This is a genomic window from Saccharopolyspora soli, assembly GCF_022678645.1.
Classification (GTDB): domain Bacteria; phylum Actinomycetota; class Actinomycetes; order Mycobacteriales; family Pseudonocardiaceae; genus Saccharopolyspora; species Saccharopolyspora soli.
This window is the reverse complement of record NZ_JALBWV010000021.1, coordinates 1-25,109: the sequence shown is the minus strand read 5'-3', so window position 1 is coordinate 25,109 and position 25,109 is coordinate 1. Positions and strand designations below refer to the sequence as shown.

Below are 25,109 nucleotides of genomic sequence, written 5' to 3'. Positions count from 1 at the left end.
CAAACATCCCTCCGGGAAGAAGGGGCGGGACCAGCCACGAGCCGGTCTCGCCCCTTGGGCGCTCGTCGACCGGCCGCACGAACCCATGCTTGAGGAGACCACGTGGCCGACACCACTCTCACGCGGCAGCAGATCCTCGACACAACGGAGGACGTGCTGCGGCGGTATGGCCCCGCCAAAGCGACGGTCGCCGACGTCGCTCGCGCACTCGGGGTCAGCCCCGGCAGCATCTACCGTCATTTCCCCACCAAAGTTGCTTTGCGCGAAGCGGTCATCCACGAGTGGCTCCACCGAGTGCACGCCGGTCTCGACGAGATCGCCACGAGCCCGACACCAGCACCCGAACGCCTACGTCACTGGCTAACCCGCCTGTTCGAGGCCAAGAAGCAGCACTCCCGCGACGATCCGGAGCTCTTCGACACCTTCACCACGCTGGTCGCCGAGCACGGTGACGCCGCCGTCGAGCACACGCGCGACCTCGTCGACCAACTCCAGACCATCATCGCCGCAGGCGTTGAACGCGGTGAGTTCGCCGAGACCGACTCCGCACCGGCAGCGATCGCCGTCTTCACGGCCACGACAACCTTCCACAATCCCCTGTTCCGTTGGGAGTGGAGCGAACCCGGCATCGACGCCGTGTTCCAGGCCGTCACAAACCTGATCGTGGAAGGACTGACCCGCCGCTGACGTCGGGCAGCCGCCCTTCCCGACGGTCCAGGAACGGGATGAACTGCTCCGTGCTATTTCACCAGAGCCGGATCATCGCCGGGTATTTCTCTTCCCACTCGGCAGAGATCCAGCACGTCTCGGATGTCAGCAGCCCAGCACTTTCCAGACACGGCTAGAGGTGGGTCGCGGCCCGGACCAGCCCAGCGACGCCCCGCGCGCGGCTGTGGGGCGGCCACGCGATCACCGTCGTCACCATCGGCGCGTCCGGCACCGGCACGGCGGCGAGGCCGCGGCGCAGGTTAACCCCCCACGACTCCGTACGTGATCCTCGACGAGCCGACCAATGGGCTCGACCCCGAGGGCGTGCGCTGGATCCGCTCGCTGCTGCGCGACCTGGCGGACGAGGGACAGACGGTGTTCGTCTCCTCGCACCTGCTGTCCGAGATGGCGCAGCTGGCCGACGATCTGGTGGTCATCGGCGAAGTCAGGTTGATCGCGGCCGAACCGGTGCGGAACTTCGTTGAGGCGCACACCCGCACGCACGTGGTCGTTCGCACCGCGCAGGCCGAGCGATTCCGGGAGTGGCTGCGCCAGGAGGGTTTCCGGGTGCAGCACGAGGAGGCCGACGTGCTCGTCGTCGACAGCGCCGACCCGGACGCGGTCAGCGCGGCCGCCCGGCACGCGAACGTGCCGATCCGGGAGCTGCACACCCGCCGCAGCAGCCTCGAAGACGCGTTCCTGCACGCCACCGCCAACGCCACGACCTACCGAGGAGAAGCAGCATGAGCACGGAAACGATCGGTACGAGCCGGGTGGCGCTGCCGCCCGCGGACCGCGCGCCCGGTTTCCGGCGCGCCCTCGGCTACGAGTGGACCTCCTTCCGGACCCTGCTTTCCAACTGGGTGCTGATGTGGTCGGCGCTGGTGGTCCAGATCCTGCTCACGGTGGTGGCGCACAACCCGCCGGACAACGGGGGACATCACGTTCGACAAGACGCTCTCGGTCGTCTGGGTCTTCGGCGCGCTCATCGCGCATGCGGGAACGCGTTGCCCTGACCGGCGGAAAGCTCCACACCGGCCGAACTGACGACGGCGACTACCGCGTGCACGCGGTCCTCCCGCGCCACCCGGACAAAGAGCTGCCCGAGACGTGACCGACGACCGAGATTCGCCCCTTTTCTCCGGGCACGTTCACACAAGCGGTTGGGTGTGCACGGTCGCGCGGACCTCGGTCTGCACGTGCCGTTCGACGTTGGGCTTGGCCGAGCCGCCGTCTGGCTCACCCCACATGACGGTCAGTTCGTTCCCGTCCACCGCCTCGGCTTCCTCGACCACGCACAGCGAGAACCAGCAGCCGGCGTTGACGGTGTAGCCGGTCCGGTTGGAGAAGCCGACGATCCGGTCCCCCTTCAGGATCGTGTCGTACTGGTAGGTCGAGTAGACCGCGTACGGCACCTGGAGGAACTTGGGCTGGCGCTGCCCGGTGAAAAGGCTGTCGGCGAAGATCCGCTTGACGTCCTCGTCGTTCCACCGCAGCCACACCTTCCTGCGCCGCGGCCCGTTGTCGGCGGCGGCGTTCAGCGCGTCACGGCCGATGAAGTCATGATCGAACTTCACGATCCGGTCGTAGTTCAGGTCGTACGGCGTGACGTAGTAGTCGTCGATCTCGGGCAGCACGAGGCTCCCGCCCAGCGACGCGACGCCTGGGAAGGTATGCCCGCCGACCCACTCTCGGAAGTCCTTCGTGGACTCTCCGGAGTAGATGGCGGGCACTGGAAGCCCGAGCCAGCCCGACTCCAGCGCGGTGGTCGAGTAGGCGATCGCGCCGGCTTCTCGCATGCCAAACTCCTCGCCGGCTGTGCGGAGCGCCTCCCAAACAGCAGGCCCGTCCGCGGCCGGGCCGAACAATTCGAGCCCGGTCATCTCCTCGCCGGGAATGCCGGTCATGGTGTGGTTCAGGACCCGGACCGGACGCTCCGCGATCGTGAACTCGCCCATGGCGAAGAACTTGAGCCGCTCGACTCGACCGCCGTGCGCCTTCTCCACAATGGCGAGCGCTTCCGGTCCTTGCAGCTGATAGCGGTACTGCAAGCGGGATCCCTTGTTCACGCCCGTGCGCTCGTCGCGAGTGAGCTGGACGTCGTAGCCGCACTTCTCGGCGTGGAAGGCAACCCACTGCGCGACGATGGCCGAACCCAGCAGGCTCGCTTTGTCGTCCTCCAGACCGAGCAGGATCACGTCGCCGACCAGCTTTCCGTCGGCGTTGCAGGCGACGAACTGTTTCGCCTTGTTCGCACCGAAGGTGCGGAAGCTGTTGACGCCGGTGTCCGACAGCAGGCGTACCACGTCCGGACCTTCGAAGGTGTAGTCGGTCATGTGGAACGACTGGTCGAACAGGGCCGCGGTCTGCTTCCAGGCCGCCTGCTCGTCACGCCAGTTGCTGAACTCCGGGCGCATGGGGAATGGGTAGGCCCCGGCGGGCGCGTTGCGCAGCATCGTGACCGGGTCGCCGATTCGCCGGATCTTGGCTTCGAGGGATTCTTCAGGCACGGCTGGCCGTCCTCCTCTTCGGTGCGGGCGCCGATTCGGCGAGCCAGCGTTCGGCCTCGATAGCCGCGCCAGCGACCCCGGTGTTGGTCATGAGAGCGCGGCCGAATTGGCTGCCCTCGAAGACGAACTGCGCGAGCTGGGCCCGTGCGGCATAGATCGCTGCGGTGTAGCCAGCGGACCGGAGCCGATGACGATCAACTCGTGCACGTCCTCGGCACTCATCGCGCCTTCCCGGACTGCCGGGAAACGTCGGTCAGCAGGCGCACCGGTTCGTGAACTCCCTCTCGCGGCCTTCGATCGACTCCTCGTGGGCGGCGGCGTTGGCCTTCACCGTGCCCCGAATCTCGTTGTCGATCCGGTAGAGATCGACGACCAGCGACTCCCAGTCGCGCTTACCGTCGGCGTCCCACTGGAAGGGCAACCGGTGCAGGGTCCACTCGTCGCCAGGTTCGACCGCGGCGCCAGTCTCCAGCGCTGCGCGCACCACCTGCCGCTGCAAGCCATGTTCGCGCGGCTTCCCACCGGGACAGCCGAGTGGAAAATCCAGGAAAGTCGCGCGCGGTGGCTTCACCGACCGCGCTTGGTGCCGCAGCGTGGTCAGGCTGGTCGTGGGCAGCCCGCGCCGCTCGATCGCCCGCGCGAGCACACCCGCGGACACATGGCACTGCGGGCAGAACGGCACCACCAGCACGAGGTCGACGTTCATGGCGTGGAACTCTTCGACGATCCTGGGCGCGGTCTCGGTGGCCAGCGCCTCGTACTGGCTGATCGAGCCGACCATCGAGATCGCGTTGTCGGCATAGCGCCCGATCACGCCGTCGGATTCGAGGTCCAGCAGGGTGTCGCGCGGGTAGGCCACGTTCGGGTCCGCCAGGGCGAACGCGCGGATCGGCGTCATGTGCGCGATGAGGACCTCGGACAGGTCGCGTTCGCGAGGCAGCAGCCGGTAGGACAGGTCGCCGCGCTGGCCCAGCCGTGGCTGGTCCGGGTAGTACGCGCCGCACGTGACGAGAAGGCCCACCGTGGCCTGCGCGAGCGGCTTGGTCAGCGCGGTCAGCTCAGGCGGGTCGAACGTCGGCACGCTCAAGGAGGAAATACCGAGGACCGGTATGGCCACGCTCTGGTCGAAGTCGAAGGCGGGACCGGTGAGATCGAGGTCGGCTGGGGAACTCATGCGCTGCTCTCCTCTGTGCTCGGTAGTTCTCGCGGGGCGGTCGGCGGCGGGCTCCTGTCCCCGCCCGCAACGTCCAGGCCGGGGCAGGCCCGGATTCGCGAGGCGCTGTCCGCAGCGTAGCGGCGGATTTTCGAGTATTCAAGGATATTCGAAGATAACTCAATTCGTTGCATCTGACCTGGCAGAACGGACAATCGAAGATTTGTAGGATGGCGACATGGCCGAGAAGGAGACCCGCAACGAGCGGGTGTACACGGGCATGCGCGCCGATATCCTGGGCGGCCGCTGGAAGCCAGGTCAGCCCCTGCGGATCGCGGAGCTGTGCGAGCAGTTCGACAGCAGCGTCGGCGTGGTTCGAGAAAGCCTCCTGCGGCTGGCCGACCGCGGCCTGGTCGATGTGCGGCCGATGCAGGGCTTCCGGGTGAGCACACTGTCGAACGAGGATCTCGACGACCTCACCGAAGCACGGATCGACATCGAAACCCTGGCGTTGCGTTACTCGATTCAGCAGGGCGACACGGCCTGGGAATCGCGCCTCGTCGGGGCTCATTACTTGCTGACCGCCACGCCACGCCACGAGTCGGACGAGCGTGCCGCACGGTTCACCGCGGAGTGGGGCAAGGCCCACGGGGCGTTCCACACCGCGCTCCTGGAGGGCTGCCGGAACGGCTACATCCTTGCCACCGCACTCCGGCTACGCGACCGCGGGGAGCTCTACCGCCGCTGGTCGGTCGAGGTCCACCCGCACGACGGCCGGGATCTCGAACACGAACACCAAGTGCTGCTCGACGCCGTATTGGCCCGCGATACCGACACCGCCGTGGCGCGCCTGGCCGAACACATCCGCGCCACACACGAGACACTCCGCAAGGGCCTCCGAAGTCTCTGAACCACACACGGCTCCTGCACGATGATGGCCTGTCTCCACGGTCGCCTCCGCCGCGTGCCGTAGATGGTTCCGAGGAGGGATCCGCAGGAGGCTCTCGGGCTTTCAGGTGGAGAGTTTCCGCAGCAGTTCCAGCAGGATGCCGCGTTCTCCCGGAGTCAGTTCTGGCGCGGGGCGCGCGGACAGGGACGCCAGGAGCGTGCGCGCCAACTCCCGCATGGCCGACTTTTCGCGTGGCGGTTCATCCAGGTGAAACACGGCGGCGAAGACGGCTTCGCGCATCCGTTCGGCCAATCCCGTCGCCCCGGGCTCATCCCGGGATGAGAGCAGGGTGAGAGTAGTGCCCACGGCTGCCGTGTGGATCATCGCGGCTGCCTCCTCCAACGGCAGCCGCAGCCGCCCCGCCTCAGCCAGATTTTCCAGCAGGCCCAGCAGTATTCGGCGGCCCTCGCGCGCTGGTGGTTTGTCTTCGGCGCGGGGGGTGCCGTACATCAGCCGGTAGAAGGCCGGGTGGGCGAGGCCGAAGCCGATGTGGATGTCCCAGCTGCGGCGCATGTCGTCAAGGGGGGCGGCAGAGGGTTTCCGGCCGCGCTTGGCGCTGAGATAGCGTTCGAAGCCTTCCACGGCTACCGCTTCGAGCAGTCCCTGTTTGTCGCCGAAGTGGTGGTAGACGGTCGGCGCGGTAACTCCGGCTGCCTGGCACACGTCGCGGATCGATATCGCCTCCGCGCCCAGGCGCTCCAGCAGCGTCGCAGTGCTTTCGAGGATCTTCGTCCGCGTGTTGCGGTGACCGTCAACCATATAGCAAGGATATACGATTAGGCGAGCTTGACTTGAACAGGGTTATACGGATATAACGGCGCTATGCCAGATTCTTTAAAGGATTCTACTGGGCTGGTGTCGGACGACCCCGTACCCGAGAAACGCGTGCACACGCGACGTACCGTCCTGAAGTCCACCGCTGTCACCGCAGCTGGGGTGGTCGCGGTCCCCAACATCGCCTCAGCCGCCCCGGCCGCCGAGGGTCCGGCGCAGGCCATTGCTGCCGGGGCATCGGTGGGGATTGACTTAACGGTCAACGGGCAGCGGCGCAGCGTGGTCGTCGAGCCGAGGGTGACCCTGCTCGACGCGCTCCGCGAGCGCCTCGGCTTGACCGGTACCAAGAAGGGCTGCGACCGGGGCGAGTGCGGCGCGTGCACGGTGCTGGTCGACGGTGAACGGATCAAGTCCTGTCTGACCCTGGCCGTCATGCGCCAGGGCGCTGAGGTCACCACCGTGGAAGGTTTGGCGCGCGACGAGCACCTGCACCCGGTGCAGGCCGCGTTCATCCGGCACGACGCCTTCCAGTGCGGTGGCTGCACTCCTGGTCAGATCATGTCCGCCGTGGCCTGCATCGACGAGGGGCACACCGGTTCCGAGGCGGAGATCCGCGAGTGGATGAGCGGCAACCTGTGCCGCTGCGCCTGCTACCAGAACATCACGGCAGCCGTCGCCGACGCCGCGAAGGAGCTGCGAGGATGAGGTCCTTCGGCTACACCGTCGCGGAAAACCCGGCCGATGCCGTGCGCATCGCCGCCGAAACCCCGAACTCGACGTTCGTCGCGGGCGGGACGGACCTGCTGAACCTGATGAAGGACGGGGTGCAGGCCCACGACCACCTGGTGGACGTCAACCACCTGGACATCGCCGGAGTCACCGTGGACGGCGAGGCGGTGCGCATCGGCGGGCTGGCCAGGATGCGGCAGGTCGCCGACCACCCAGTGGTGCGGCGGGAGTTCCCGGTGCTTTCGCAGGCTTTGCTCGCCTCGGCGTCCCCACAGGTCCGCAACATGGCTGCGATCGGCGGAAACCTGTTGCAGCGCACCAGATGCGGTTACTTCCGCGACTCCGGCTCGGCGTGCAACAAGCGCGTCCCCGGCACTGGTTGCCCGGCGATCAACGGGCACAACCGGGGACACTCGATCCTGGGCGGCAGCGACCACTGCATCGCCACACATCCCTCGGACCTGGCAGTGGCGCTGGTTGCGCTGGACGCGACCGTGCACGTGCTCGGCCCGGGGGGCGACAGAGCCGTCCCCGTCGCAGACTTCTACCTCCTTCCCGAGGCCACACCGGAGCGGGAGAACGCGCTGCGTCCAGGAGAACTCATCACGGGAGTGAGCGTTCCGCATGCACCTGTGGCCGCGCACTCGCAATACCTGAAGCTGCGCGACCGGGCCAGCTTCGAGTTCGCGGTCGTGTCGGTGGCGGCCGCGCTCCAGATGAACGGCCGCACCGTGCGGGACGTGCGGCTGGCATTCGGCGGCGTGGGCACGCGCCCGTGGCGCGACCCCCGCGTCGAAGCCGCGCTGCGTGGCCGAGAGCTGACAGCGGCGACGATGGCCGACGCGGGTCGCGTCTTGGTCAGCGACGCCGTTGCGCACGAGGGAAACAGGTTCAAGATCGAGCTCGTCCAGCGTGCGCTGGTGAGCATCCTCAGCGATCTGGGAGGCATTCGTTGATCGAGCTGGTTGGGCGGGGCGTCGAGCGGGTGGACGGCCCTGCGAAGGTAACCGGTGCGGCCCGCTACGCCGCGGACAACCAGATTCCCGGCGTGCTGCACGGTTTTCTGGTGATGAGCACGATCGCCCGCGGTGAGATCACGGCTATCGACACGAGCGCGGCGTTGGCGCATCCCGGCGTCGTCGCGGTGTACACCCACCGGGACATGCCGCGGCTGACGGTGCCGCCCTTCCCCTACCCCAAGGGTTTCGTCCCGATGCAGGACGCGCGGGTGCACCACAACGGGCAGCCGGTCGCTTACGTCGTGGCGGAGACCCTCGAACAGGCGCAGGAGGCCGCGAACCTGGTGCGCGTCAGCTATCGCGCCGAGCGTCCGACCGTGCGGATCGCTGACGCGCTCGACGAGGTGTACCTGCCGCCCCCGTTCCGCGAGGAGCCGAACGAGATCACCCGCGGCGATGCCGCCGGGGCGCTCGAACGAGCCGAGGTGCGGATCGAGCAGGACTACGCCAGCCCGATGCACCACCACAACCCGATCGAACCGCACACCTCCACCGCTGTCTGGGACGGCGACGCGCTGACGCTGTACGAGAGCGCACAGGGCGTCATATTCAGCCGCACAGTCGTGTCGACCGCATTCGACTTGTCGCCGGAGAACGTCCGTGTTGTCTCGCCCTACCTGGGCGGTGGTTTCGGAGCGAAGGGCCCCGTGTGGTCGCACACGCTCCTCACGGCGGCCGCAGCCAGGCTCGCTCGCCGGCCGGTGAAGCTCGTGCTGGCCCGCGCGCAGATGTATACCTCCGCAGGCCACCGTTCCGAGTTCCGCCACCGCGTGCAGCTCGGTGCCACGCGGCAGGGCGCGCTGACCGCCATCGTCGACACCAGCACGGCGCAGATGACCCGCACCGACGAGGGAATCTGGAACCCCAGCGAGTCCGTGCTCGCGCTGTACGCCTGCCCGAACGTCCACGTGCGACAGCAGGGCGTGCGGCTGGACCTGCCGACTTCGAGCTACATGCGATCGCCGGAGACGACCGCGCACTTCGGCCTTGAGACGGCCATGGACGAGCTGAGCTACGCCATCGGCATCGATCCGCTGGAGCTGCGGGTACGCAACCACAGCAACGTCGACCCGCGCAACGGCCAGCTCTACTCCAGCAAGCACCTGCTGGAGTGCTACCAGACGGCGGCAAAGGCGTTCGGCTGGCAGCGGCGCAACGCCAAACCGGGGTCGACAAAGGACGGCGACGAGTACATCGGCTGGGGTATGGCCACCGAGGCCCACAGCCACGGCGCGATACCGTCGACCGCGGCCATCACCATCGGCCTCGACGGGCGGGCGACGCTGCGGATCGCCACCCAGGAGATCGGCACCGGCACCTACACGGTGCTCACCCAGGTCGTCGCCGACGGACTCGGTATGCCGCTGGATCAGGTCACGTCGCTGCTCGGCGACACGGCGTTCCCTCCCGGGTCTCTGTCGGCGGCGTCGGCCACGATGGCCAGCGTGGTTGGACCGGTGTCCCGCGCGGCGCAGAGCGCACGAGACGCCGTGGTCAAGCTCGCCATCGCCGATCCGCGCTCCCCGCTGCACGGCCTGCGCGCCGAGGACATCGTGACCGAGGGCGGCTACCTCATCGCCCGCGCGGATCGCCAGCGCAGGGACAGCTATCGCGATGTCGTGGCCCGCGGTGGCCGTCCGGTCGAAGCGACGGGAAACCTGCTGAACACGCCCGGCCACTCGTTCGGTGCCGTGTTCGTGGAGGTCCGGGTCCAGCCGAGGCTCGGCACCGTGCGCGTGAGCCGGGTGGTGACCGCCCACGACCCTGGACGGGTGCTCAACCGCCGGACCGCACGTTCACAGGTGCTCGGCGGTGTGACCTGGGGAATCGGCTTCGCGCTGATGGAGCACACGATGGTGGACCCGACCTCGGCACGGGTGGTCAACCCGAACCTGTCCACCTACCTGATGCCGGTGTGCCCGGACGTGCCCTCGGTGGAGACGTTCTTCGTGGACCGGCCGGACCCGGCCAGCACAGCGCTTGGCGCGCGGGGCTTCGGCGAGACCCCGATGACCGGAGTGCCCGCCGCAATCGGCAACGCCATCTTCCACGCCACCGGCCGCCGCCTGCGAGAAGTTCCGTTCACCCAGGACAAGCTCATGTTATGAGCGCACGGGTCCAGGCCCCTCTCCGTGTCGTAGGTGCCTGCTGGCGCGGACTAGCCAGGTTCGGGGAGGGGTTTCCATATCTCGCTCAAGCCAAAAGCAACTTGGCTTTGGACTCGGACTTGCGTTGTCGGAGGTTCATCTACGCTCCGTCCTTTGTGGTCCGCCGACCTCGACCGCGGTTCCCCCGCTGCGGGACGTCACGTGCACCGGCACCTTGAACTACCGCTTCGACGAGCTGCGAGGGGAGATCCGGCCCGTGTGGCGGCTCGCCCGTCAGCAACGACTGGAGGAGCGGCGCCAGAAGAAGCGACGCCGTGAGGGATAGGTTCGTTTCCGAGCGAAGGGCACCCTCCGCGATCCCGAGTCGGAGCAGATCTACGAGTGCCGCACGCCTGGGCCCGAGGAAGCGGCTCTCGATTGTCGCCGCCAGCGATGGCCGATGTTGGGCATCCGCCAACAGTCCCCGCAGGACCGGTCCCGCTGGTCCATCGTGAAACCTCATCTCCGCCGCGAGGTATTGCTCAACCCGGTTCAGCGCCGATCCCCGATCGTCCGGTGCGTCGGGCAGGCCGAAGGCGTCTTCCAGCATGTCGAGCACCACCTCGGCCCGGTTGTCCCACCAGCGGTAGATCGTGGTTTTGCTGACACCCGACACGGAAACGAGGGCATCGACCGTGCACGCCGAGTACCCGCCGGTCTCCAAAAGCTCCCTGGTCGCGTCGAGGACCTGGCGACGAACGCGGTCGCGAGGGCCGTGCACTCGCGACCGCATGTTGTTCTCTCCGGACGTCATAGCGTTCAGCTTCCCCCGTCCCCATCCGCCTCTCGCGGCAGGTCGACAAGTGAACGATACGTACTGTACTCTTTTCTGATGATCGGCTTGAAGGAGCGGGTGGTCGATACCCTCGCGGCCCTGTCGAAGACTGGACTCGACGCAATCCTGCTCTCTGGCCCCGTTACGTCCCGGACATGCAGCTATTCCAGTAGGAGACCCATCCCTGCTGGTCGAGGTCGCTTGCGCTAGCGGCCGATCAACCACCGAGACAGAACAAGGACTCCATTGATGCCATCCGAGAGCCTCGAAGCCAAGCTCGCCAGGGTCGGCGACGCGGTGCGAATGCTGCGTGATTCCCCATCGAACCGGTTCAAGTTCGACTACCCGGAGATGTACACCAACTGGCAGGACGAACAGCGGGGCTGGACGCAGACGGCGACGTTGTTCGACCAGTCGCACCACATGACCGACGTGTACTTCGAAGGGCCGGACGTCAACCGGCTGCTTGCGGAGACGGGTACCAACAGCTTCAAGACCTGGGCGCCGGACAAAGCCAAACACTTCGTCGCCTGCACCGACGAGGGCAAGATGATCGGCACGGCCGTCCTGTTCGGACTGGAGTCGAACAGGGTGAACATCGTCGGTCCGACGGCGACTGCCAACTGGCTGCAATACCACGTCGAGACGGGCGATTACGACGTCGAGGTCGTGCGCGACGAACGCACCGCGGACCAGCCGGCGGGTGGGCGGCGCCGGATGTTCCGTTTCGAGATCGAGGGTCCGCACACGCCGAAGATCCTTGAGAAGGTCAACAGCGGCCCCCTGGAGCCGGTGCGGTTCTTCGGGATGACCCGCTTCTCGATCGCGGGTCGTCCCGTCCGCGCCCTCGCGCACACGATGGCCGCAGTGCCCGGCTCGCAATCGACGGGCTACGAGATCTGGGGTCCGGTCGAGGACAGCGAAGTCTGCTGGAACGCGCTTCTGGAGGCAGGCGAAGAGTTCGGCCTGGTGCTGGGAGGCGCTCTCGCCTACTACACCGCCGGTGTCGAGGCGGGTTACGCGGCCCAGCCCACTCCGGCGATCTACTCCGCGCCTCAGCTGAAGTCCTACCGGGAGTGGCTTCCCGGTAACGGATACGAGGGAAAGCTGTCGATCGGCGGCAGCTACACGTCGGACGACATCGAGGACTTCTACGTGTCACCGTTCCAGTTCGGCTACGACCATCTGGTCAAGTTCGATCACGACTTCATCGGCCGGGACGCGCTCAAGAAGCTGGCCCAGCAGCCACGCCGCAAGAAGGTGTGGCTGCGGTGGCACGACGAGGACGTGAAGAGGATCTACGCGAGCAGTTTGTTCGACGGTGACAACCGCGCGAAATACCTCGAAACGCCGCTGGCCCGCTATGCACGCGTGGAGCTCGATTCGATCCTGGCTGGCGGCCGGCATGTCGGCGTGTCCACCCTGCGTGCTTACACCGTCAATGTCGGCTGCTGGCTGTCGGTCGGGTTCATCGAGGAGGACGCGGCCATCGACGGTGCGGAGGTGACCATCGTCTGGGGTGAGGAGAACGGCGGCACCGCGAAGCGGAGCGTCGAGAGCCACGTTCAGACCGAGCTGCGTGCCACCGTCCACACGCGACCGCTACCGCAGCGCTGAGGTCGAGGAGGACTGATGAGTGCAACAGCGCAAGTGGATCATCCCCGCAAGCCTGGTCAGCTGCGCCTTGCCCGTGCCGTCGAATGGCATTGCGCGGGCAGGGTGATCCGGCACGGCGACCAGACGGTGGTGTTCTACGGATGACCGCCGATGTGATAGACGGACGACGCGTCGCCGACACTGTGCGCAACGAGACGGCGCGACGGGCGGCCGCTTTCCGGGAGCGGACTGGACGAGCTCCCGGGCTGGCGACCGTGCTGGTTGGCGAGGACCCGGCCAGCCGGGTGTACGTGGCGAACAAGCGGAGAAGCGCTGCCGCCGTGGGGATCGCCGACTTCCACCGGCATCTCGATGAGGCCTCCAGCCGCGTGGAGGTTGCCGCTGTGCTGGCGGAACTGGCCGACGATCCTGACGTGTCAGGAATTCTGCTGCAACTTCCGCTGCCCGGTGGAATCGACCCGAGCGACCTCATCGAACTGATCCCGGTGGCGAAGGATGTTGACGGCCTGACCACGGCGAGCCAAGGCCTGCTGGCCCGAAACCGGCCCGGGCTGAGGCCCTGCACTCCCTCGGGGGTGATCCGGCTGCTCCAGGACGCCGAGGTCCCGCTTGCGGGTGCTGAGGCGGTGGTCGTGGGCCGATCGGAGTTGGTTGGCCGCCCGATGGCGCAGTTGCTGCTCCAGGAGGACGCCACGGTGACGATGGCGCATTCTCGCACTCGGAACCTGGCTGAGGTCACCCGGCGCGCGGACGTTCTGATCGCGGCGGCAGGCGTGCCCGGGCTGATCGGCTCCGAGCACGTGAAGGCCGGCGCAACGGTCGTGGACGTGGGTATTCACCGCGGCGAGTCGGGGTTGGTGGGCGACGTGCGAGCTGACGACGTGCGGCAGGTCGCGAGGCGGCTCACCCCGGTTCCGGGCGGTGTCGGGCCGATGACGATCGCCATGCTGCTCGCGAACACGGTCACGGCTGCGGAGGCTCAGCACCAGGCCTTGAACCGGGTGGGCGGTGAGGGCCAGTGATCGAACCCGGCCTGCGGGAGACCGTCTTGCGGCATGTTCCCCGACCGGCGCAGACAACGCCCCACCCTTCCCACATCGCTCGGCGTTCCGCCGGCTGATCGACGGTGACCGGAAGCATGGCTGGCCAGCATGCGGCGATTGATCACGTCAACGCGATCAAGGCTGGTAAACCTGTCCTCATCGTCGGGCGGGACCAGGGCGTTGTGGCACTCGCCGCGTCTCGTGCATCGACGACGTGGACGGCTTGGGTGGTCAGGCACAGCTCGGGCTTGTTGTGCGTCGCGCTGGACAGCGCACGAGCCGACGAGCTCCGCTTGCCACCGATGGAATCGGATGGGACCAGCGGCAAACCCACCTTCGCGGTATCGGTCGATGCTGCCAGCGGGGCCACCACCGGGATCAGTGCTTCCGACCGCGCCCACTGCGCACGTCTTCTAGCCGATCCGTCCACCCGGCCTGAAGATCTGCGGCGCCCAGGCCACGTGCTCCCCATCCGCGTGCCCAGCAACCCCACCCCCGCAGAATACGGCTTCGCGGAGGCGGCGACCGATCTGTGCCGCCGGGCCGGTCTGCCAGCGGTCGCGCTGCTCGCGGTCGTCGTGGACGACAGCGGAACGGTCGCCAGCCCGGACCAACTGCGTTCTCTCGGCGCGGAATATGGCGTTGGATTGGTCGACTGCGAGTCGATCGCCGCGTCGCGGTTCGTGCCGACCCTGCGGAAAGTGGCGAGCATCGAGTTGTCCGGCCGACTTGGTTCGCTACGAGCTGATGCTTACCTGGATACCTCAAGCGGCGTCCAGCACCTCGTGATATTCGGGTCCTCGCCGGGCCCGGTATCGGCTCATCTGGAATGCATCCCGGGCACGATCTTCGGTAGCAGTTGCTGCCGTTGCCGCGCGGATTTGGACGCGGCCGTGGCCCGCCTCCACGACGAAGGCGGGATCCTCGTCTACCTCAGGACAGCCCAGTCAGGTCAGCACCAAGAAATGACGTTGGCTGATCGGGCGATCAGCAAAGCATTGCTTGAGAGCCTGGCGTAAGAACAACGTCCTCAAAACCAACCCGGTACCACAAGCACTACCACTGAAACCACCGGGGAAAGCACCACCAAAGCCAAGGACCACCGCATCAGCCCGCGATAAACCAAACCTCGAACCTCCACCGGAGCACTCGACACGACCAGCGCACTCGACGACGAGATAGGACAAACATCCACCGCCGTCGCCGAAATCGCGATCGCCGCCACGACCGCGAGCGTGCCGACCGACCCGCTGGCGAGCAGCGGGAGGGCCAGGGAGAGCGCGGCGGTGATGATGCCCGCGCTGGAACCCACGGCCGAGAACGCGGCACAGATCAGGCACAGCAGGAATACCACGAGCACCGGCGAACCAAGCGAGCTGAGGAGTTCGCCCGTCGCCTTGATCGTTCCTGCCCGGCCGAGCAGGTCGAGGTAGGTCACCACACCGCAGATCATCACGACGACCGGCCAGCTGATCTGCCCGAAGGCGGCCTTGTTGGCCGACGGATAGGCGAGTTGCAAAGCCACCGCGATGATCGTGGACAGCATCCCCACGTCAAGCCCGAACACCAGCAACCCGACCGCGAGAGCAGCCATGCCAAGCAACGTCGTCCGCTGGGCCGGGGTGAAGGTGGGGGAAACCGTGTCGTCCGGCGCTGCATTGCCAACGGACGGCCCCGGTCGTGCTGCCGCGCCCGGGCCGCCGTTTGCCAGGACGGTCGTCGTGTGCCGCGGTCCCAGGACGTCGTGGAGCACAAACACAACCAGGGCGAGGACGCAGAAGAACACGCAAGTCGTGAGGTAGAGGCCGAGGGCGGAGACGGCGATCCCGTTGCGGGCCAGTGTCGAGTTGACGATCACGCCCAAGAGGGTGATGGGCGAGAAGCTCCCCGCGATACCGCCCAGCAGGACCATCAGCGCGTTCAGCACAGGCGGGATGCCGAGTCGGTGCGCCAGCCCGAGCGAAAGGCCTCCGATGACAGCTGCGAGCGCGGGCAGGGCTGCTCCCATCGACACGGCAGCGAACGTGACGACGAACAGCACCGGGGGAACCGCCCGGCGCCGGCCTCCCACCATCCGCACAAGGCGCTGGATGATCTGTTCCATGGTGCCGTTGACCGTCGCGATGCCGAACAGGTACGTCACGCCGAAGATCAGGAGGAAGAGATCACCGGGAAAGCCGGAGAGGACTTCGGCCGTGCTTTCGCCGCGCATCAGGCCACCGACGAGCAGGGCCGCGACGAGTGCGAGGACACCGATGTTGATCGACGTCAGCGTGCCCACGAGGAGCACGACAACCAGGATCGCGACTGCTACCAGGTGGAATACCACTGCGTCCTCCTTTGGACGGGCAGGGGTAGCGGAGGAGACGGCGACGGGACAGCGCGCGGGAGGCGCCGAACCCGCGACTAGCTCGCCACTGGGGGGACCGAGCTGATCCAGAGGTTCCAGGTCCGCTCGACGGAACGGTCGATCGTCGCGGAGGCCAGCCGCGCCTCCTCGTCACTCAGGTACGTCACCGGTCCCAACCGGATCGCCTCAGCTTGCAGGCGAGCGTTCTGAACCGCGTAGATCGACCGGTAGACGGCGTGCGGCAGGGAAGGCCCGGCGATGGAGGATCCGTGGCCCCGCATCAGAACGACAGGCCTGTCCCGGAGCGATCGCGCCAGAGCGTCACCCAGTTCCGGGGTGTCCACGAGCATCGCGCTGGCCGGCCCAACTTCGTCCCTGATCTCGAAGACGGGGACATCGCCGCCGAGGAACCCGGCGACGTGGGACACCGGGCGCAGGCGGACATCGGTGACACCGAACGGGATGAGTGCGGCGGCGTGATTGTGCACCACCGCCCGCACGTCCGCCCGTGCCCGATAGATCCCCGCGTGGATGTGGCGTTCCAGATAACTGCCGCCGACGCCGACGGTCTCGCCCGTCGCGACGTCGAGTTCGCGGAGGTCGGCGAGGTCGACGGTGGCGGGGGCGATCGAACGCGCGAGGTAGAACCGGTCGGGGCGGCTGTTGGATCGCACGCTGACGTGCCCCCAGCCATCGACGACTCCGTACACGGCGAGGACCCGGTTGGCCTGCACGAGTTGTCGGCGGAGCTGGTCGTCGTCGAGCTCGTCGAAGCGTTGCGCGACCTGGTGCGGATGTCCGGCCACAGCTTCCTCCTCCACTACTCGGCCAGGGCCGTTTCCACAGCCGCTCGCAGCTCACCCGGTTGCCGTGGTTGTATCCGCGCGACCAGCTCTCCGTCGGCGAAGACGAGCGCTGACGGGACCGAGCGAACGTCGAACCGGGCGGCCACGTCGGGATCGTCGTCGACCACAACGCGGCGAACCGCCATGTCCCACGGATTCTCTTCGGCCAGCCGCCGGACGTCTGGTTCGATGCCGCGGCAGACGACGCACCACGGCGCGGTGAACAGCACGAGCGTGCGCCCGGGTTCACCGATCGCGGCATCGAAGTCCGCCGTGCCGATCTTCTTGATCTCGTTGTTCATTTCGACTCCTCTGGAGTGTCGGCTGTGGCTGTGACTCGATCTCGGGCCCGGCCTCCTAGAACACGACGGTGGTGTTGCCGTCGCGGATGACGCGGTCGTCGCAGTGCCAGGAGACCGCGCGGGAGAGCACGAGCCGTTCCACGTCAGCGCCCTTGCGTTGCAGGTCTCGCGTCGATTCCCGGTGCGAGACCCGGATGACGTCCTGTTCGATGATCGGGCCCTCGTCGAGATCCTCGGTCACGTAGTGCGCCGTGGCGCCGACGAGCTTGACGCCGCGTTCCTTGGCCCGCTGGTAGGGGCCGGCACCCATGAACGCGGGGAGGAACGAGTGGTGGATGTTGATGACCGGCACGCCGATCTCGTCCAGGAAGTCGCCGGAGATGATCTGCATGTAGCGGGCGAGCACGACCAGGTCGACGTTGCCCTTGAGCAGATTGAGGTGTTCCTTCTCGGCGACCGCTTTGCGGTCCTTCTGCACTGGCACGTGGAAGAACGGGATGCCGAACTGGCGGACGTCGTCGCCGAGGTCGGGGTGGTTGGAGATGACCATCGGGATGTTCATGTGCAGCTCGCCGCGTCGTTGCCGCCAAAGCAGGTCGAGCATGCAGTGGTCGGTTTTGGACACCATGATGGCGACGCGTTTCCGGCGTTTGGCCTCCACGAGCCGGTAGGACAGTCCCAGATCGTTGATCAGTTTCCGTTCCAGGGCGTGGTTGAGTTCGTCGAGCTTGACCGAGAGGTCGGGCAGGTGGAAGACGGTGCGCTGGAAGAACCGGCCGCCAGCGGGATCGCTGGTGGACTGGTCGAGTGCGACGACGTTGGCGCCGTGTTCGGCCAGCACCGTCGAGACGCGTGAGACGATTCCGGGTTGGTCGGCGCCCTGCACGATGAGGCGGCCGTAGTCCTCGGCGACGATGTTTCCGATCATGACCGTCCGTCCTCGGTCTCCAGCGAGGCCAGTAGCCGCTGGCGCCACTGTTCGGTTCCGCGGAGTTCGTTGAAGGTGAAGATGTGCAGGCCCGCGATGTTGTTCAAGGTCTTGGGCACCGCGGTACCGAGCCGCTTGACGAGCTTGGTCGGGTTGTAGCCGCCGGGAAGCAGGAACCGCCAGAACAGGTTTTGCTGCTTCTGCAGGAAGCGCGCTGACTGCCCGAGGCCGATGCCCGCGGAGATCCGCACGAGCTTCTGCCGGTTAACCGGGCCGGGCATGCCGACGAAGATCGGCAGGTCGATCCCCGAGGCCGCCACCCCGGCCGCCCACCGGCTCGTGGTGTCGGCGTCGAAACAGATCTGGGTGAGGATCCGGGTCGCCATCGACGCCTTCTGCTTCAGCGCCAGATCGATCGCCTCCCGTGGGATCGATCCGTGCCCCTCCGGATAGCCGCCGATACCCACGTCCTGGAACGGGTGGCCCGCGGCCTCCATCGACCGCAGCAGCGAGAACGCGTCGGCGAACTTCCCAGCCGGTTGTGGGGCGTCGCCGCCGATGACGAACACCGACTTCACGCCGGAGTCGCTGAGCCGAACCACGACGTCGGCGACGTGCTGGTCGTCGGTGAACTGGCGAGCCGGCAGGTGCGGTGCGACCCGGTACCCGTGCCCCAACAGCTTCTCGGTCAGGTCCAGGGTGTGGTCGATCCCCTTCGCCTCGGTCACCGTCACCGTGAGCGGAACCGTGGTCGGCACGTGCTCGACCACATCCCGCTCGGCGTTGTTGAACGGCACCACCTCGTAGCTCATGCTGCGCACGAGATCGGCCACAGTGGATCGTCGGGCGCGGCCACCGGCCGCATCCCCGCTGAGATTGATCATGATTCCTCGATCCCGGATGTGAGTACGGACGGATCACGACTTGCCAGAGGTGCCGCGCGTCCCGTCGCGCCGATCACCTCGGGTGCCGCGAAGGACTCGACTTCGACGGAGGACTGGGACGGGCCAGCGGCCCCTCGCGCAGCGGCGAGTACGGCGGCTTTCGCCCGCAATTCGGCGTATTCCGCCTCCGCGGTGGAGTCCCAGGTGATGCCGCCACCCGTTCCGTAACCGGCCGTACCCCGGTCGCGGTCGACGAGCAGGGTCCGGATTCCGACGTTGAACCGGGCACGAACACCAGTCCCCACCGGGGAGACCACACCGGCGGAGCCGCAGTAGACACCCCGCGGGGTCGGCTCGAGCGCGCGGATGATCTCCATGGCGCTCGGTTTGGGCGCACCGGTCACCGAGCCACAGGGAAACAGCGCCCGGAAGACGTCGACGAGATCGACGTCCGGTCGCAGGCGCGCCGTGACTTCGGAGGTGAGTTGGTGAACCGTCTTGTACCGTTCGGCGCGGCACAGTGCCCTGACGGACACGCCACCGGTGGTCGCGAGCCGTGCGAGGTCGTTGCGCACGAGATCGACGATCATGATGTTCTCGGCCCGTTCCTTCTCGCTGGACCGCAGGCGCGCGACGATCTCGCGATCCTCGGCTGCGGACCGTCCACGCCGCGACGTGCCCTTCATGGGCCGCATGAGCAAGCTGTCGCCCCGCGTCTCGAAGAACAGTTCGGGGCTGGCACTGGCGATGACGAACTGGCCGGTGTCGAGGTAGGCGTTGTAGGCGCCGCCCTGCGCGTGCGCGAGGTCTGCGTACAGCTGGAGCAGATCACCGCTGACCTCGGCGCTCATCCGCGTCGTGAGGTTGCACTGGTAGGTATCGCCGGCGGCGATGTGTCGGCGAACGGCGTCAACGGCACGACGGTGCTCACCTGGTCCCCATTCGTACTGCCACTCGCCGACGCGGTATTCCCGTCGTTCGGATGGCTGCACCACGGGGACGCGGTCCGGTCCGGCGGAGATCCCGAACCAGGCGAGCGGGAGACCTTCCACCGGCTGGTGGACGGCCAGCGAGGGATCGAGCCCCGCAGCCGCCTCGTAGCAGACGAATCCGAACGCCCACCAGCCACTCCGGGTCGCGTACCCGACTTCCGCCAGTACCTCCGGCACGTGTTCTGGCCTCGTGGCGACCAGGTCGTAGGCCACGTCCTGGAACCGACAGGCGACCCCGGCCCGCAGGTCGTCGAACCGGGCCCAGGCGGTGAGTGCCTGCACCGGGGATCTACCCTTGCCGCTCGTCACGGGCGCGGCCGTCGTCGCGCCGGACCCGGTTCGTCAACGACCCGATACCGTCGACCTCGACGGTGATCACGTCGCCGTCGGTGAGGAACCGCTGGGGATCGCGCCGGTATCCCACCCCGCCGGGCGTTCCGGTGAGGATGAGGTCACCGGGCAGGACGGTCGTGAACTCCGAGACCGTCGAAATCAGGGTAGGCACGTCGAAGATCAGCTTCGAGGTGTCGGACTCCTGCAGTGTCTCGCCGCCGATCACGGTGCGGATCCCGGCGGCCGAAATGTCGGCCTCCTCCGGGGTGATCAGGTAGGGGCCGAGCGGCGTCGACTGGTCCCAGGTCTTTCCCTGTAGCCACTGATGGGTCTTGTACTGGTAGTCGCGCATGGTGACGTCGTTGGCGACGGTGTAGCCGAGCACGTGGTCCCCGGCTTCCCGAGATGGGATGCGCCGCCCCGCGCGTCCGATGACCACGGCCAGCTCGGCCTCGTAGTCCACTTGCGACGACTCGCGCGGCAGGACGATGTCGTCGCGCGGACCGGCCAGACTGGACGCGAATTTGGTGAAGAGAACGGGATAGGTGGGAAGGTCACGGCCCGTCTCGCCGACGTGGGTCAGGTAGTTGAGTCCGACGCAGATGATCTTGTCCGGCGCGGGGACGACGGGGCACAGGTGCACGTCGCCGGCGGAGACGGCTTCGGACGGCAACTCGACCGCCGTCATGAGGGCGTCGATGTCGGTGAGCCGTCCGAGTTCGCTGATCCCCGCCAGCGGGATCAGCCGATCACCGTCGACCCGGCCGACCCTGCGTTGCCCGTTCAGCTCGAAAGTCGCGTAGGCCATGGCTCAGTCGTTCCCCTCGGACGTCTTGCGCCAGGTGGCGAGCTGTCCGCCCCAGAGGTTGACGCTCACCGGAACCGGTTCCCAGCTTCGTGGCACGTAGGTCACCCGGTCGTCGTGGAACTTCTCCATCTCGGCCGAGAGTTCGACGTGGTTGCCGGCTGGATCGTCGAAGAAGACGAACAGGTTGTTCCCAGGGCCGTGCCTTCCCGGACCCCACGTGACATTCACACCTTCGTCGGTCAACCGGTCGCACCAGGACTTGAAGTCGTCCCACCGTGCGAGGTCGAAGGAGTAGTGGTCGATCCCACCGCGCTGGCCGGTCTCCACGACCGCCAGGGAGTGGTGGTCGCGGTCGCTGCGCATCCACGCGAAACTGCCGTCGGCGAGCTGGTCGGAAAGCCGGAATCCCGCGACACCGGTGTAGAACGCGACCATGGCCGGCACATCCGCGGTGGACAGCGTGACGTGCTGGTACCGGACCGGGCGCCGGGCCGTGTCCGCGGCGTGCTCGCCTTCGCGGTGGACGGGACCGTGGAAGTGCACGGTGTTCCCGTCCGGATCGGTGACGACCATGCCTTTGGCTGGCTTCCCGCCGAAGGGGCAGTCGAGGTAGGAAGGGGCGAGCTCGGCAAGATCGTGGCCGGCGTCGCGGAACCGTTTCTCCAGATCCGCCATGCCGCCTGGGTCGCGGACCTCGAAACCGATGTGGTCCAGGCTGGCGTGGCCCGCCGTCAGGTCGAGCACGTGGTGCCCAGACCCCCAGCCGAGCCGCAGGCCACCGCCGTCGAGTTCGGAGTGGACGTGCAGGCCCAGGATCCTGCCGTAGAACTCGGCTGCCAGGCCCACGTCCGGTACGCGGAGCCCGATGTGGGATGTCCCGGTGCGGCGCAGTGCCCCCGCGCCTTCCGGCTGGGGCAGTGCGGTGCGATCGGGGCGTGACATAGGGGAAATCTCCTTCCGGTGGCCGGCGCCGGTCAGCGCCAGCGGGACGGTGTGGCTCGGGTGATCCCCGGTGGTCGATGTGGGTTGCCGATCGTCGGAGGCGGCCAACCGCAATGCGTCGAGCGCGGGTGCCCGGCCCGGCATCCAGACGGCCGCGACGGAGTGGTCGGGGCGGACGAGGAGCAGTTGACCGCGGTACGGCGCGAACTCGGCATCGAGCTGTCCGTCGACGTCGACGAGGCATTGCGCACCATTGCGAGGCATCCGGTCGTCGATGGCGATCAGTGCCGCTCTTGGAGACAGAGCCCCGAGGAGGCCGGCCGCTGCGGTGAGGTCCTGCGGTGCGACACCGACCCCGAACAGGGCCCAGCCGGTTCCGGTGAACTCGTCCAGGAGGACCGTGCGACCGGTGGAGGTGTCGAACGCCCGTGGTTGCCCGATCATCGCGCCGACCGGTCCGCAGGCTTGGTCCTCGGCCGGCACGAGGAGTCCGGCCCGGTAGACGTGCGGTGGCCGGTACCGCATCTCCTCGTAGAACGCGCGGATTTCGGGATTGCGGAGCGTGTCAACGAGATACGCGTCTCGGCGGCGGGCGAAGCGCTCGTCGGTCGACATGACGATGCGGCGCAGCCGCTCGGAGAGACGAACAGTCGCTTCCGCGTGTGCTCGCCGTTCGGCCTCGTAGGTGTCCAGCGCTGCCGGCGCGAGGCGGCCGTCGAGCACCTCCGCCAGCTTCCAGCACAGGTTCGCCGCGTCCCGAATGCCGGAGTTGAGGCCCTGCCCGGCGAATGGGGGCATCATGTGTGCGGCGTCGCCCATCAGGAAGACCCGGCCGTGCTGCCACCGGTCGGCGACGAGCGCGTGGAACCGGTAGATCACGGCGCGTTCGACCTGGTCCGGGGTGATGTCGCGGAAGGGTTCGAGCAGGCGCCGGATCAGTGCGAAGTCTGGTCCCGTCTCCGGGTCTCCCTCGCCGGGATGCAGCAGGAACTCGTAACGACACCGTCCGCGAAGGCCCGGGATGAGTACGTGCGGGCGGGCCGGATCGGCATGGTGCATGCCGTAGCGCTCGTCGTGGTGGTCGCCGAGGACATCGACCACCAGCCACGGTTCCGGATAACTGCGTCCCGACATGTCGATGCCGAGCGCCCGGCGAACTGTCGACCGGCCGCCGTCGCAGCCCAGCACGTACCGGGCCCGGATGATCTGACCGGTGGACTCCGGTTCTGACGCGGACCGGTACGACACCTCAACGTTTTCCGGACCCGGCCGAACATCGAGAACCTCGGTTCCCATCCGGAGCGTCACCAGCGGGTGGTCCGCCAGGTGGGCGAACAGTTCGCATTCGAGGTCCGGCTGCGCGAAGGGGTTCTTGAACGGGTAGCCGAACCGGAACGGCCGTGGAGACCGCGCCTGGAAGACCGGAGTCCCGGACGAGTTGTAGTAACGGGTTCCGGTGCCCGGCACGATGACGCGGAGGATCCTGTTCGCCAAGCCCGCGGACTGGTACACGCGCAGCGCTTCGTCATCGAGGGAGATGGCCTTCGGTTCGTCGCTCGTCGCCGTGTTGCGCTCCAACACCGTCACCGGAACACCGCGCGCCGCGAGCAGAGCGGCCGCCGTCATGCCAACGGGTCCGGCCCCGACGACCACGACCTGACTGCCAGTCCGGTCCATTCGATTCCTTTCCATGGTGCGAGTCATGGAGTTCTGGCGTCCGCTGAGGAAATCGCCACGATGCTCGACTGGCGCGAACTGAAGAGTCTCGATGTCCTATTAAGCGGGACATTGAATCTGTATCTCAGGACATTACTCGTCCGTGTTCGCGTGGTCAACACGTTGACCAGGTGCCGCGGAGGTAAACCGTCGTGATTGGACAGAGCTGTTCCACGACGTGGACGTGCGGGACTGGCCAGCCGAAGTCAGATCCTGGTGCTGAAGAGTGTCTCCCGCGCGAAGAGCCTTTCGGCCGCGACCGGTGCCGCCGCAACGCCCTGCGCCACCGCGAAGTCCACGAACGCCTGCAGCGTTCGCCGGTTCGCTTCGGTGCCGTATGCCCACCAATCGAGCGGGTCGCCATCGCTTGCGTCCGCGAGCAGCTCGGCAGCCCACGGCAGCGCCACGTGGCTCATAGCGGTGTCGAGGAGCCTGCGAAGGCTGCTCCTGCGCGCCTCGTCGAACGCCGCCAGCAGGTTCGCCGCGCACCACGGAATCTCGGCGTAGACGTCCGCCCGCAGCACCACCACGTGCATGATCGGATGAATGTGGGTGCGTCGCCACCAGTCCTTCTCGGCCGCGACGTGGTCGGCGAGCAATCGGACGATCCGACCGTCGGCATTCCGGGGAGGCCGCGCGCTGATCACGGCATCGATCTCGCCGGCCCGAAGCAACGCGCCCAGGCTGGTGTCCGGTCGCCGCTCCAGTCGGACCCCGTCGGGCAGGGTCGTCTCCACGCTCTCCGCGCGTCCGGGTTCGTCGAGTCCTGCCTGCACCCATTCGACCGAGTCGAGCGCGACGTCGTACTCGCTCGCCAGGATGCCGCGCGCCCACACCCCGGCGGTCTGCGCCCATTCCGGGATTCCCACACGTCGTCCAGCCAACGCGGACATGTCGTCGATGCCTCCCGCGCGGACGTAGACCGAACCGTGCCGGAAGACCCTCGACGGGAACACCGGGATCGCGATCAGCGACTCGTCGCCCCGCGAGCGCAGGGCAACGTACTGGGCCAGCGAGAACTCCGATACCTCCCATTCCCGGTACCGGGCGAACCGCTGCAGGATCTGTTCCACCGGCAACTGGACGAAGGTCAGGTCAAGTCCCTCGGCGCGGACCCGGTCCGCGGTCAGGTCCGCAACGTGGTCATAGGGGCCGATGGCCACCGTAAGCTTCCTGTTCCCACCCACATGAACCATCCAATAATCAGGACTGAAATTCTGTGATCCAGGACTAGAAGCTCGCACCATCGCAACTGACCTGTCAAGGCAACGGCCGCGGACCGCCGTCCTCACCCCGGCGGGCCACTACCAGGTATCGACGTTCGAAAGGAGGGATCGGCCCGAATTCGGCCCTTCGGCGAACATGCGGTTCCTCCCTCCCGCAAGGGGACCGACGATGGCCGACCCGGGCACGCCCCCGAGTTGGGCGCGGGGGGGGGGGGGGGGCCCCCCCGGGCCCCCCCCCCGCCCCCCCCCCCGCGGGGGGGGGGGGGGGGGGGGGGGGGGGGAGGGGGGGGGGGGGGGGGGGGGGGGGGGGGGGGGGGGGGGGGGGGGGGGGGGGGGGGGGGGGGGGGGGGGGGGGGGGG

24 protein-coding genes and 2 pseudogenes are annotated in these 25,109 nt (G+C 67.5%); 11 read left to right on the top strand and 15 right to left on the bottom strand.

The features are described from left to right. Positions 1–102: 102 nt before the first annotated feature. From MOQ72_RS17645 to MOQ72_RS17630, 3 genes are all read left to right on the top strand, one after another. Complete coding sequence (locus tag MOQ72_RS17645; RefSeq protein WP_242184821.1) at positions 103–687, top strand: TetR/AcrR family transcriptional regulator; 585 nt, start codon at positions 103–105, stop codon at positions 685–687. A gap of 303 nt (positions 688–990) precedes the next feature. Continuing rightward, positions 991–1,455, top strand: coding sequence for a DUF8746 domain-containing protein (locus MOQ72_RS17635; RefSeq protein ID WP_242184820.1), 465 nt, complete (start codon positions 991–993; stop codon positions 1,453–1,455). Continuing rightward, on the top strand, positions 1,452–1,724 hold the full coding sequence (locus tag MOQ72_RS17630; RefSeq protein ID WP_242184819.1) for a hypothetical protein: 273 nt from the start codon (positions 1,452–1,454) through the stop codon (positions 1,722–1,724). The genes MOQ72_RS17635 and MOQ72_RS17630 overlap by 4 nt, the downstream gene beginning before the upstream one ends. A gap of 135 nt (positions 1,725–1,859) precedes the next feature. On the opposite strand, the gene MOQ72_RS17625 is transcribed toward MOQ72_RS17630, so the two are convergent. The 3 genes and pseudogenes from MOQ72_RS17625 to MOQ72_RS17615 form a co-directional block, all read right to left on the bottom strand. After that, positions 1,860–3,218 (bottom strand): aminomethyl transferase family protein, encoded by a 1,359-nt coding sequence (locus MOQ72_RS17625; RefSeq protein ID WP_242184818.1) that lies wholly within the window; start codon positions 3,216–3,218, stop codon positions 1,860–1,862. Between the two features lie 73 nt (positions 3,219–3,291). After that, positions 3,292–3,440, bottom strand: a pseudogene (locus MOQ72_RS17620) (thioredoxin-disulfide reductase); the annotation flags it as partial. 31 nt (positions 3,441–3,471) lie between these two features. Continuing rightward, positions 3,472–4,392 (bottom strand): glycine/sarcosine/betaine reductase selenoprotein B family protein, encoded by a 921-nt coding sequence (locus tag MOQ72_RS17615; RefSeq protein ID WP_242184817.1) that lies wholly within the window; start codon positions 4,390–4,392, stop codon positions 3,472–3,474. A gap of 217 nt (positions 4,393–4,609) precedes the next feature. On the opposite strand from MOQ72_RS17615, the gene MOQ72_RS17610 reads away from it, so the two are divergent. Further along, the gene (locus tag MOQ72_RS17610) at positions 4,610–5,281 is read left to right on the top strand and encodes a GntR family transcriptional regulator (RefSeq protein ID WP_242184816.1); all 672 of its coding nucleotides are present in this window, start codon (positions 4,610–4,612) and stop codon (positions 5,279–5,281) included. Positions 5,282–5,383: 102 nt separating this feature from the next. On the opposite strand, the gene MOQ72_RS17605 is transcribed toward MOQ72_RS17610, so the two are convergent. Further along, complete coding sequence (locus MOQ72_RS17605) at positions 5,384–6,079, bottom strand: TetR/AcrR family transcriptional regulator (protein WP_242184815.1); 696 nt, start codon at positions 6,077–6,079, stop codon at positions 5,384–5,386. A 96-nt stretch (positions 6,080–6,175) separates the two neighbouring features. Between MOQ72_RS17605 and MOQ72_RS17600 the strand changes: the two genes are divergently transcribed. From MOQ72_RS17600 to MOQ72_RS17590, 3 genes are read left to right on the top strand one after another with little or no spacing between them, the layout of a single operon-like run. Beyond that, positions 6,176–6,799, top strand: coding sequence for a (2Fe-2S)-binding protein (locus MOQ72_RS17600; protein WP_308197899.1), 624 nt, complete (start codon positions 6,176–6,178; stop codon positions 6,797–6,799). Further along, the gene (locus MOQ72_RS17595; protein WP_242184814.1) at positions 6,796–7,779 is read left to right on the top strand and encodes an FAD binding domain-containing protein; all 984 of its coding nucleotides are present in this window, start codon (positions 6,796–6,798) and stop codon (positions 7,777–7,779) included. Before MOQ72_RS17600 ends, MOQ72_RS17595 begins: the two co-directional genes overlap by 4 nt. Further along, positions 7,776–9,950 (top strand): xanthine dehydrogenase family protein molybdopterin-binding subunit, encoded by a 2,175-nt coding sequence (locus MOQ72_RS17590; protein ID WP_242184813.1) that lies wholly within the window; start codon positions 7,776–7,778, stop codon positions 9,948–9,950. The genes MOQ72_RS17595 and MOQ72_RS17590 overlap by 4 nt, the downstream gene beginning before the upstream one ends. A gap of 139 nt (positions 9,951–10,089) precedes the next feature. Here MOQ72_RS17590 and MOQ72_RS45600 read toward each other — a convergent pair whose 3' ends face one another. Beyond that, on the bottom strand, positions 10,090–10,722 hold the full coding sequence (locus tag MOQ72_RS45600; RefSeq protein ID WP_372495449.1) for a TetR/AcrR family transcriptional regulator: 633 nt from the start codon (positions 10,720–10,722) through the stop codon (positions 10,090–10,092). 291 nt (positions 10,723–11,013) lie between these two features. Between MOQ72_RS45600 and MOQ72_RS17585 the strand changes: the two genes are divergently transcribed. The 4 genes from MOQ72_RS17585 (at position 11,014) to MOQ72_RS17575 (ending at position 14,443) form a co-directional block, all read left to right on the top strand. Beyond that, positions 11,014–12,381 carry an aminomethyl transferase family protein gene (locus tag MOQ72_RS17585; RefSeq protein WP_242184812.1) on the top strand — a complete coding sequence of 456 codons (1,368 nt, stop codon included), beginning with the start codon at positions 11,014–11,016 and terminating at the stop codon, positions 12,379–12,381. Between the two features lie 15 nt (positions 12,382–12,396). Beyond that, the gene (locus MOQ72_RS44530) at positions 12,397–12,525 is read left to right on the top strand and encodes a hypothetical protein (RefSeq protein ID WP_277954261.1); all 129 of its coding nucleotides are present in this window, start codon (positions 12,397–12,399) and stop codon (positions 12,523–12,525) included. Then, on the top strand, positions 12,465–13,403 hold the full coding sequence (folD, locus tag MOQ72_RS17580; protein ID WP_308197898.1) for a bifunctional methylenetetrahydrofolate dehydrogenase/methenyltetrahydrofolate cyclohydrolase FolD: 939 nt from the start codon (positions 12,465–12,467) through the stop codon (positions 13,401–13,403). Before MOQ72_RS44530 ends, folD begins: the two co-directional genes overlap by 61 nt. Before the next feature lie 116 nt (positions 13,404–13,519). Beyond that, positions 13,520–14,443 (top strand): 3,4-dihydroxy-2-butanone-4-phosphate synthase, encoded by a 924-nt coding sequence (locus MOQ72_RS17575; protein ID WP_242184810.1) that lies wholly within the window; start codon positions 13,520–13,522, stop codon positions 14,441–14,443. An 11-nt stretch (positions 14,444–14,454) separates the two neighbouring features. Here the strand turns inward: MOQ72_RS17575 and MOQ72_RS17570 are convergent, their stop codons facing one another. From MOQ72_RS17570 to MOQ72_RS17530, 10 genes and pseudogenes are all read right to left on the bottom strand, one after another. Beyond that, on the bottom strand, positions 14,455–15,753 hold the full coding sequence (locus tag MOQ72_RS17570) for an SLC13 family permease (protein ID WP_242184809.1): 1,299 nt from the start codon (positions 15,751–15,753) through the stop codon (positions 14,455–14,457). 77 nt (positions 15,754–15,830) lie between these two features. Next, on the bottom strand, positions 15,831–16,580 hold the full coding sequence (locus tag MOQ72_RS17565) for a class II aldolase/adducin family protein (RefSeq protein ID WP_242184808.1): 750 nt from the start codon (positions 16,578–16,580) through the stop codon (positions 15,831–15,833). Positions 16,581–16,594: 14 nt separating this feature from the next. After that, entirely contained in the window at positions 16,595–16,921 is a 327-nt protein-coding gene (locus tag MOQ72_RS17560; RefSeq protein ID WP_242184807.1) for a thioredoxin family protein, read from the bottom strand. Between the two features lie 55 nt (positions 16,922–16,976). Further along, positions 16,977–17,849 (bottom strand): formyltetrahydrofolate deformylase, encoded by an 873-nt coding sequence (gene purU / locus MOQ72_RS17555; protein ID WP_242184806.1) that lies wholly within the window; start codon positions 17,847–17,849, stop codon positions 16,977–16,979. Next, positions 17,846–18,733, bottom strand: a complete 888-nt coding sequence (locus MOQ72_RS17550) for a methylenetetrahydrofolate reductase (protein ID WP_242184805.1) — start codon at positions 18,731–18,733, stop codon at positions 17,846–17,848. The genes purU and MOQ72_RS17550 overlap by 4 nt, the downstream gene beginning before the upstream one ends. After that, complete coding sequence (pabB, locus tag MOQ72_RS17545; RefSeq protein ID WP_242184804.1) at positions 18,730–20,007, bottom strand: aminodeoxychorismate synthase component I; 1,278 nt, start codon at positions 20,005–20,007, stop codon at positions 18,730–18,732. The genes MOQ72_RS17550 and pabB overlap by 4 nt, the downstream gene beginning before the upstream one ends. Positions 20,008–20,014: 7 nt before the next feature. Further along, positions 20,015–20,866 carry a fumarylacetoacetate hydrolase family protein gene (locus MOQ72_RS17540; protein ID WP_242184803.1) on the bottom strand — a complete coding sequence of 284 codons (852 nt, stop codon included), beginning with the start codon at positions 20,864–20,866 and terminating at the stop codon, positions 20,015–20,017. Between the two features lie 3 nt (positions 20,867–20,869). After that, positions 20,870–21,808 (bottom strand): VOC family protein, encoded by a 939-nt coding sequence (locus MOQ72_RS45595; RefSeq protein ID WP_372495448.1) that lies wholly within the window; start codon positions 21,806–21,808, stop codon positions 20,870–20,872. Positions 21,809–21,940: 132 nt separating this feature from the next. After that, a pseudogene (locus MOQ72_RS45590) lies at positions 21,941–23,485 on the bottom strand (bifunctional 3-(3-hydroxy-phenyl)propionate/3-hydroxycinnamic acid hydroxylase); the annotation flags it as partial. A gap of 245 nt (positions 23,486–23,730) precedes the next feature. Continuing rightward, on the bottom strand, positions 23,731–24,687 hold the full coding sequence (locus MOQ72_RS17530; protein ID WP_242184800.1) for a type 2 periplasmic-binding domain-containing protein: 957 nt from the start codon (positions 24,685–24,687) through the stop codon (positions 23,731–23,733). Positions 24,688–25,109: the final 422 nt, after the last annotated feature.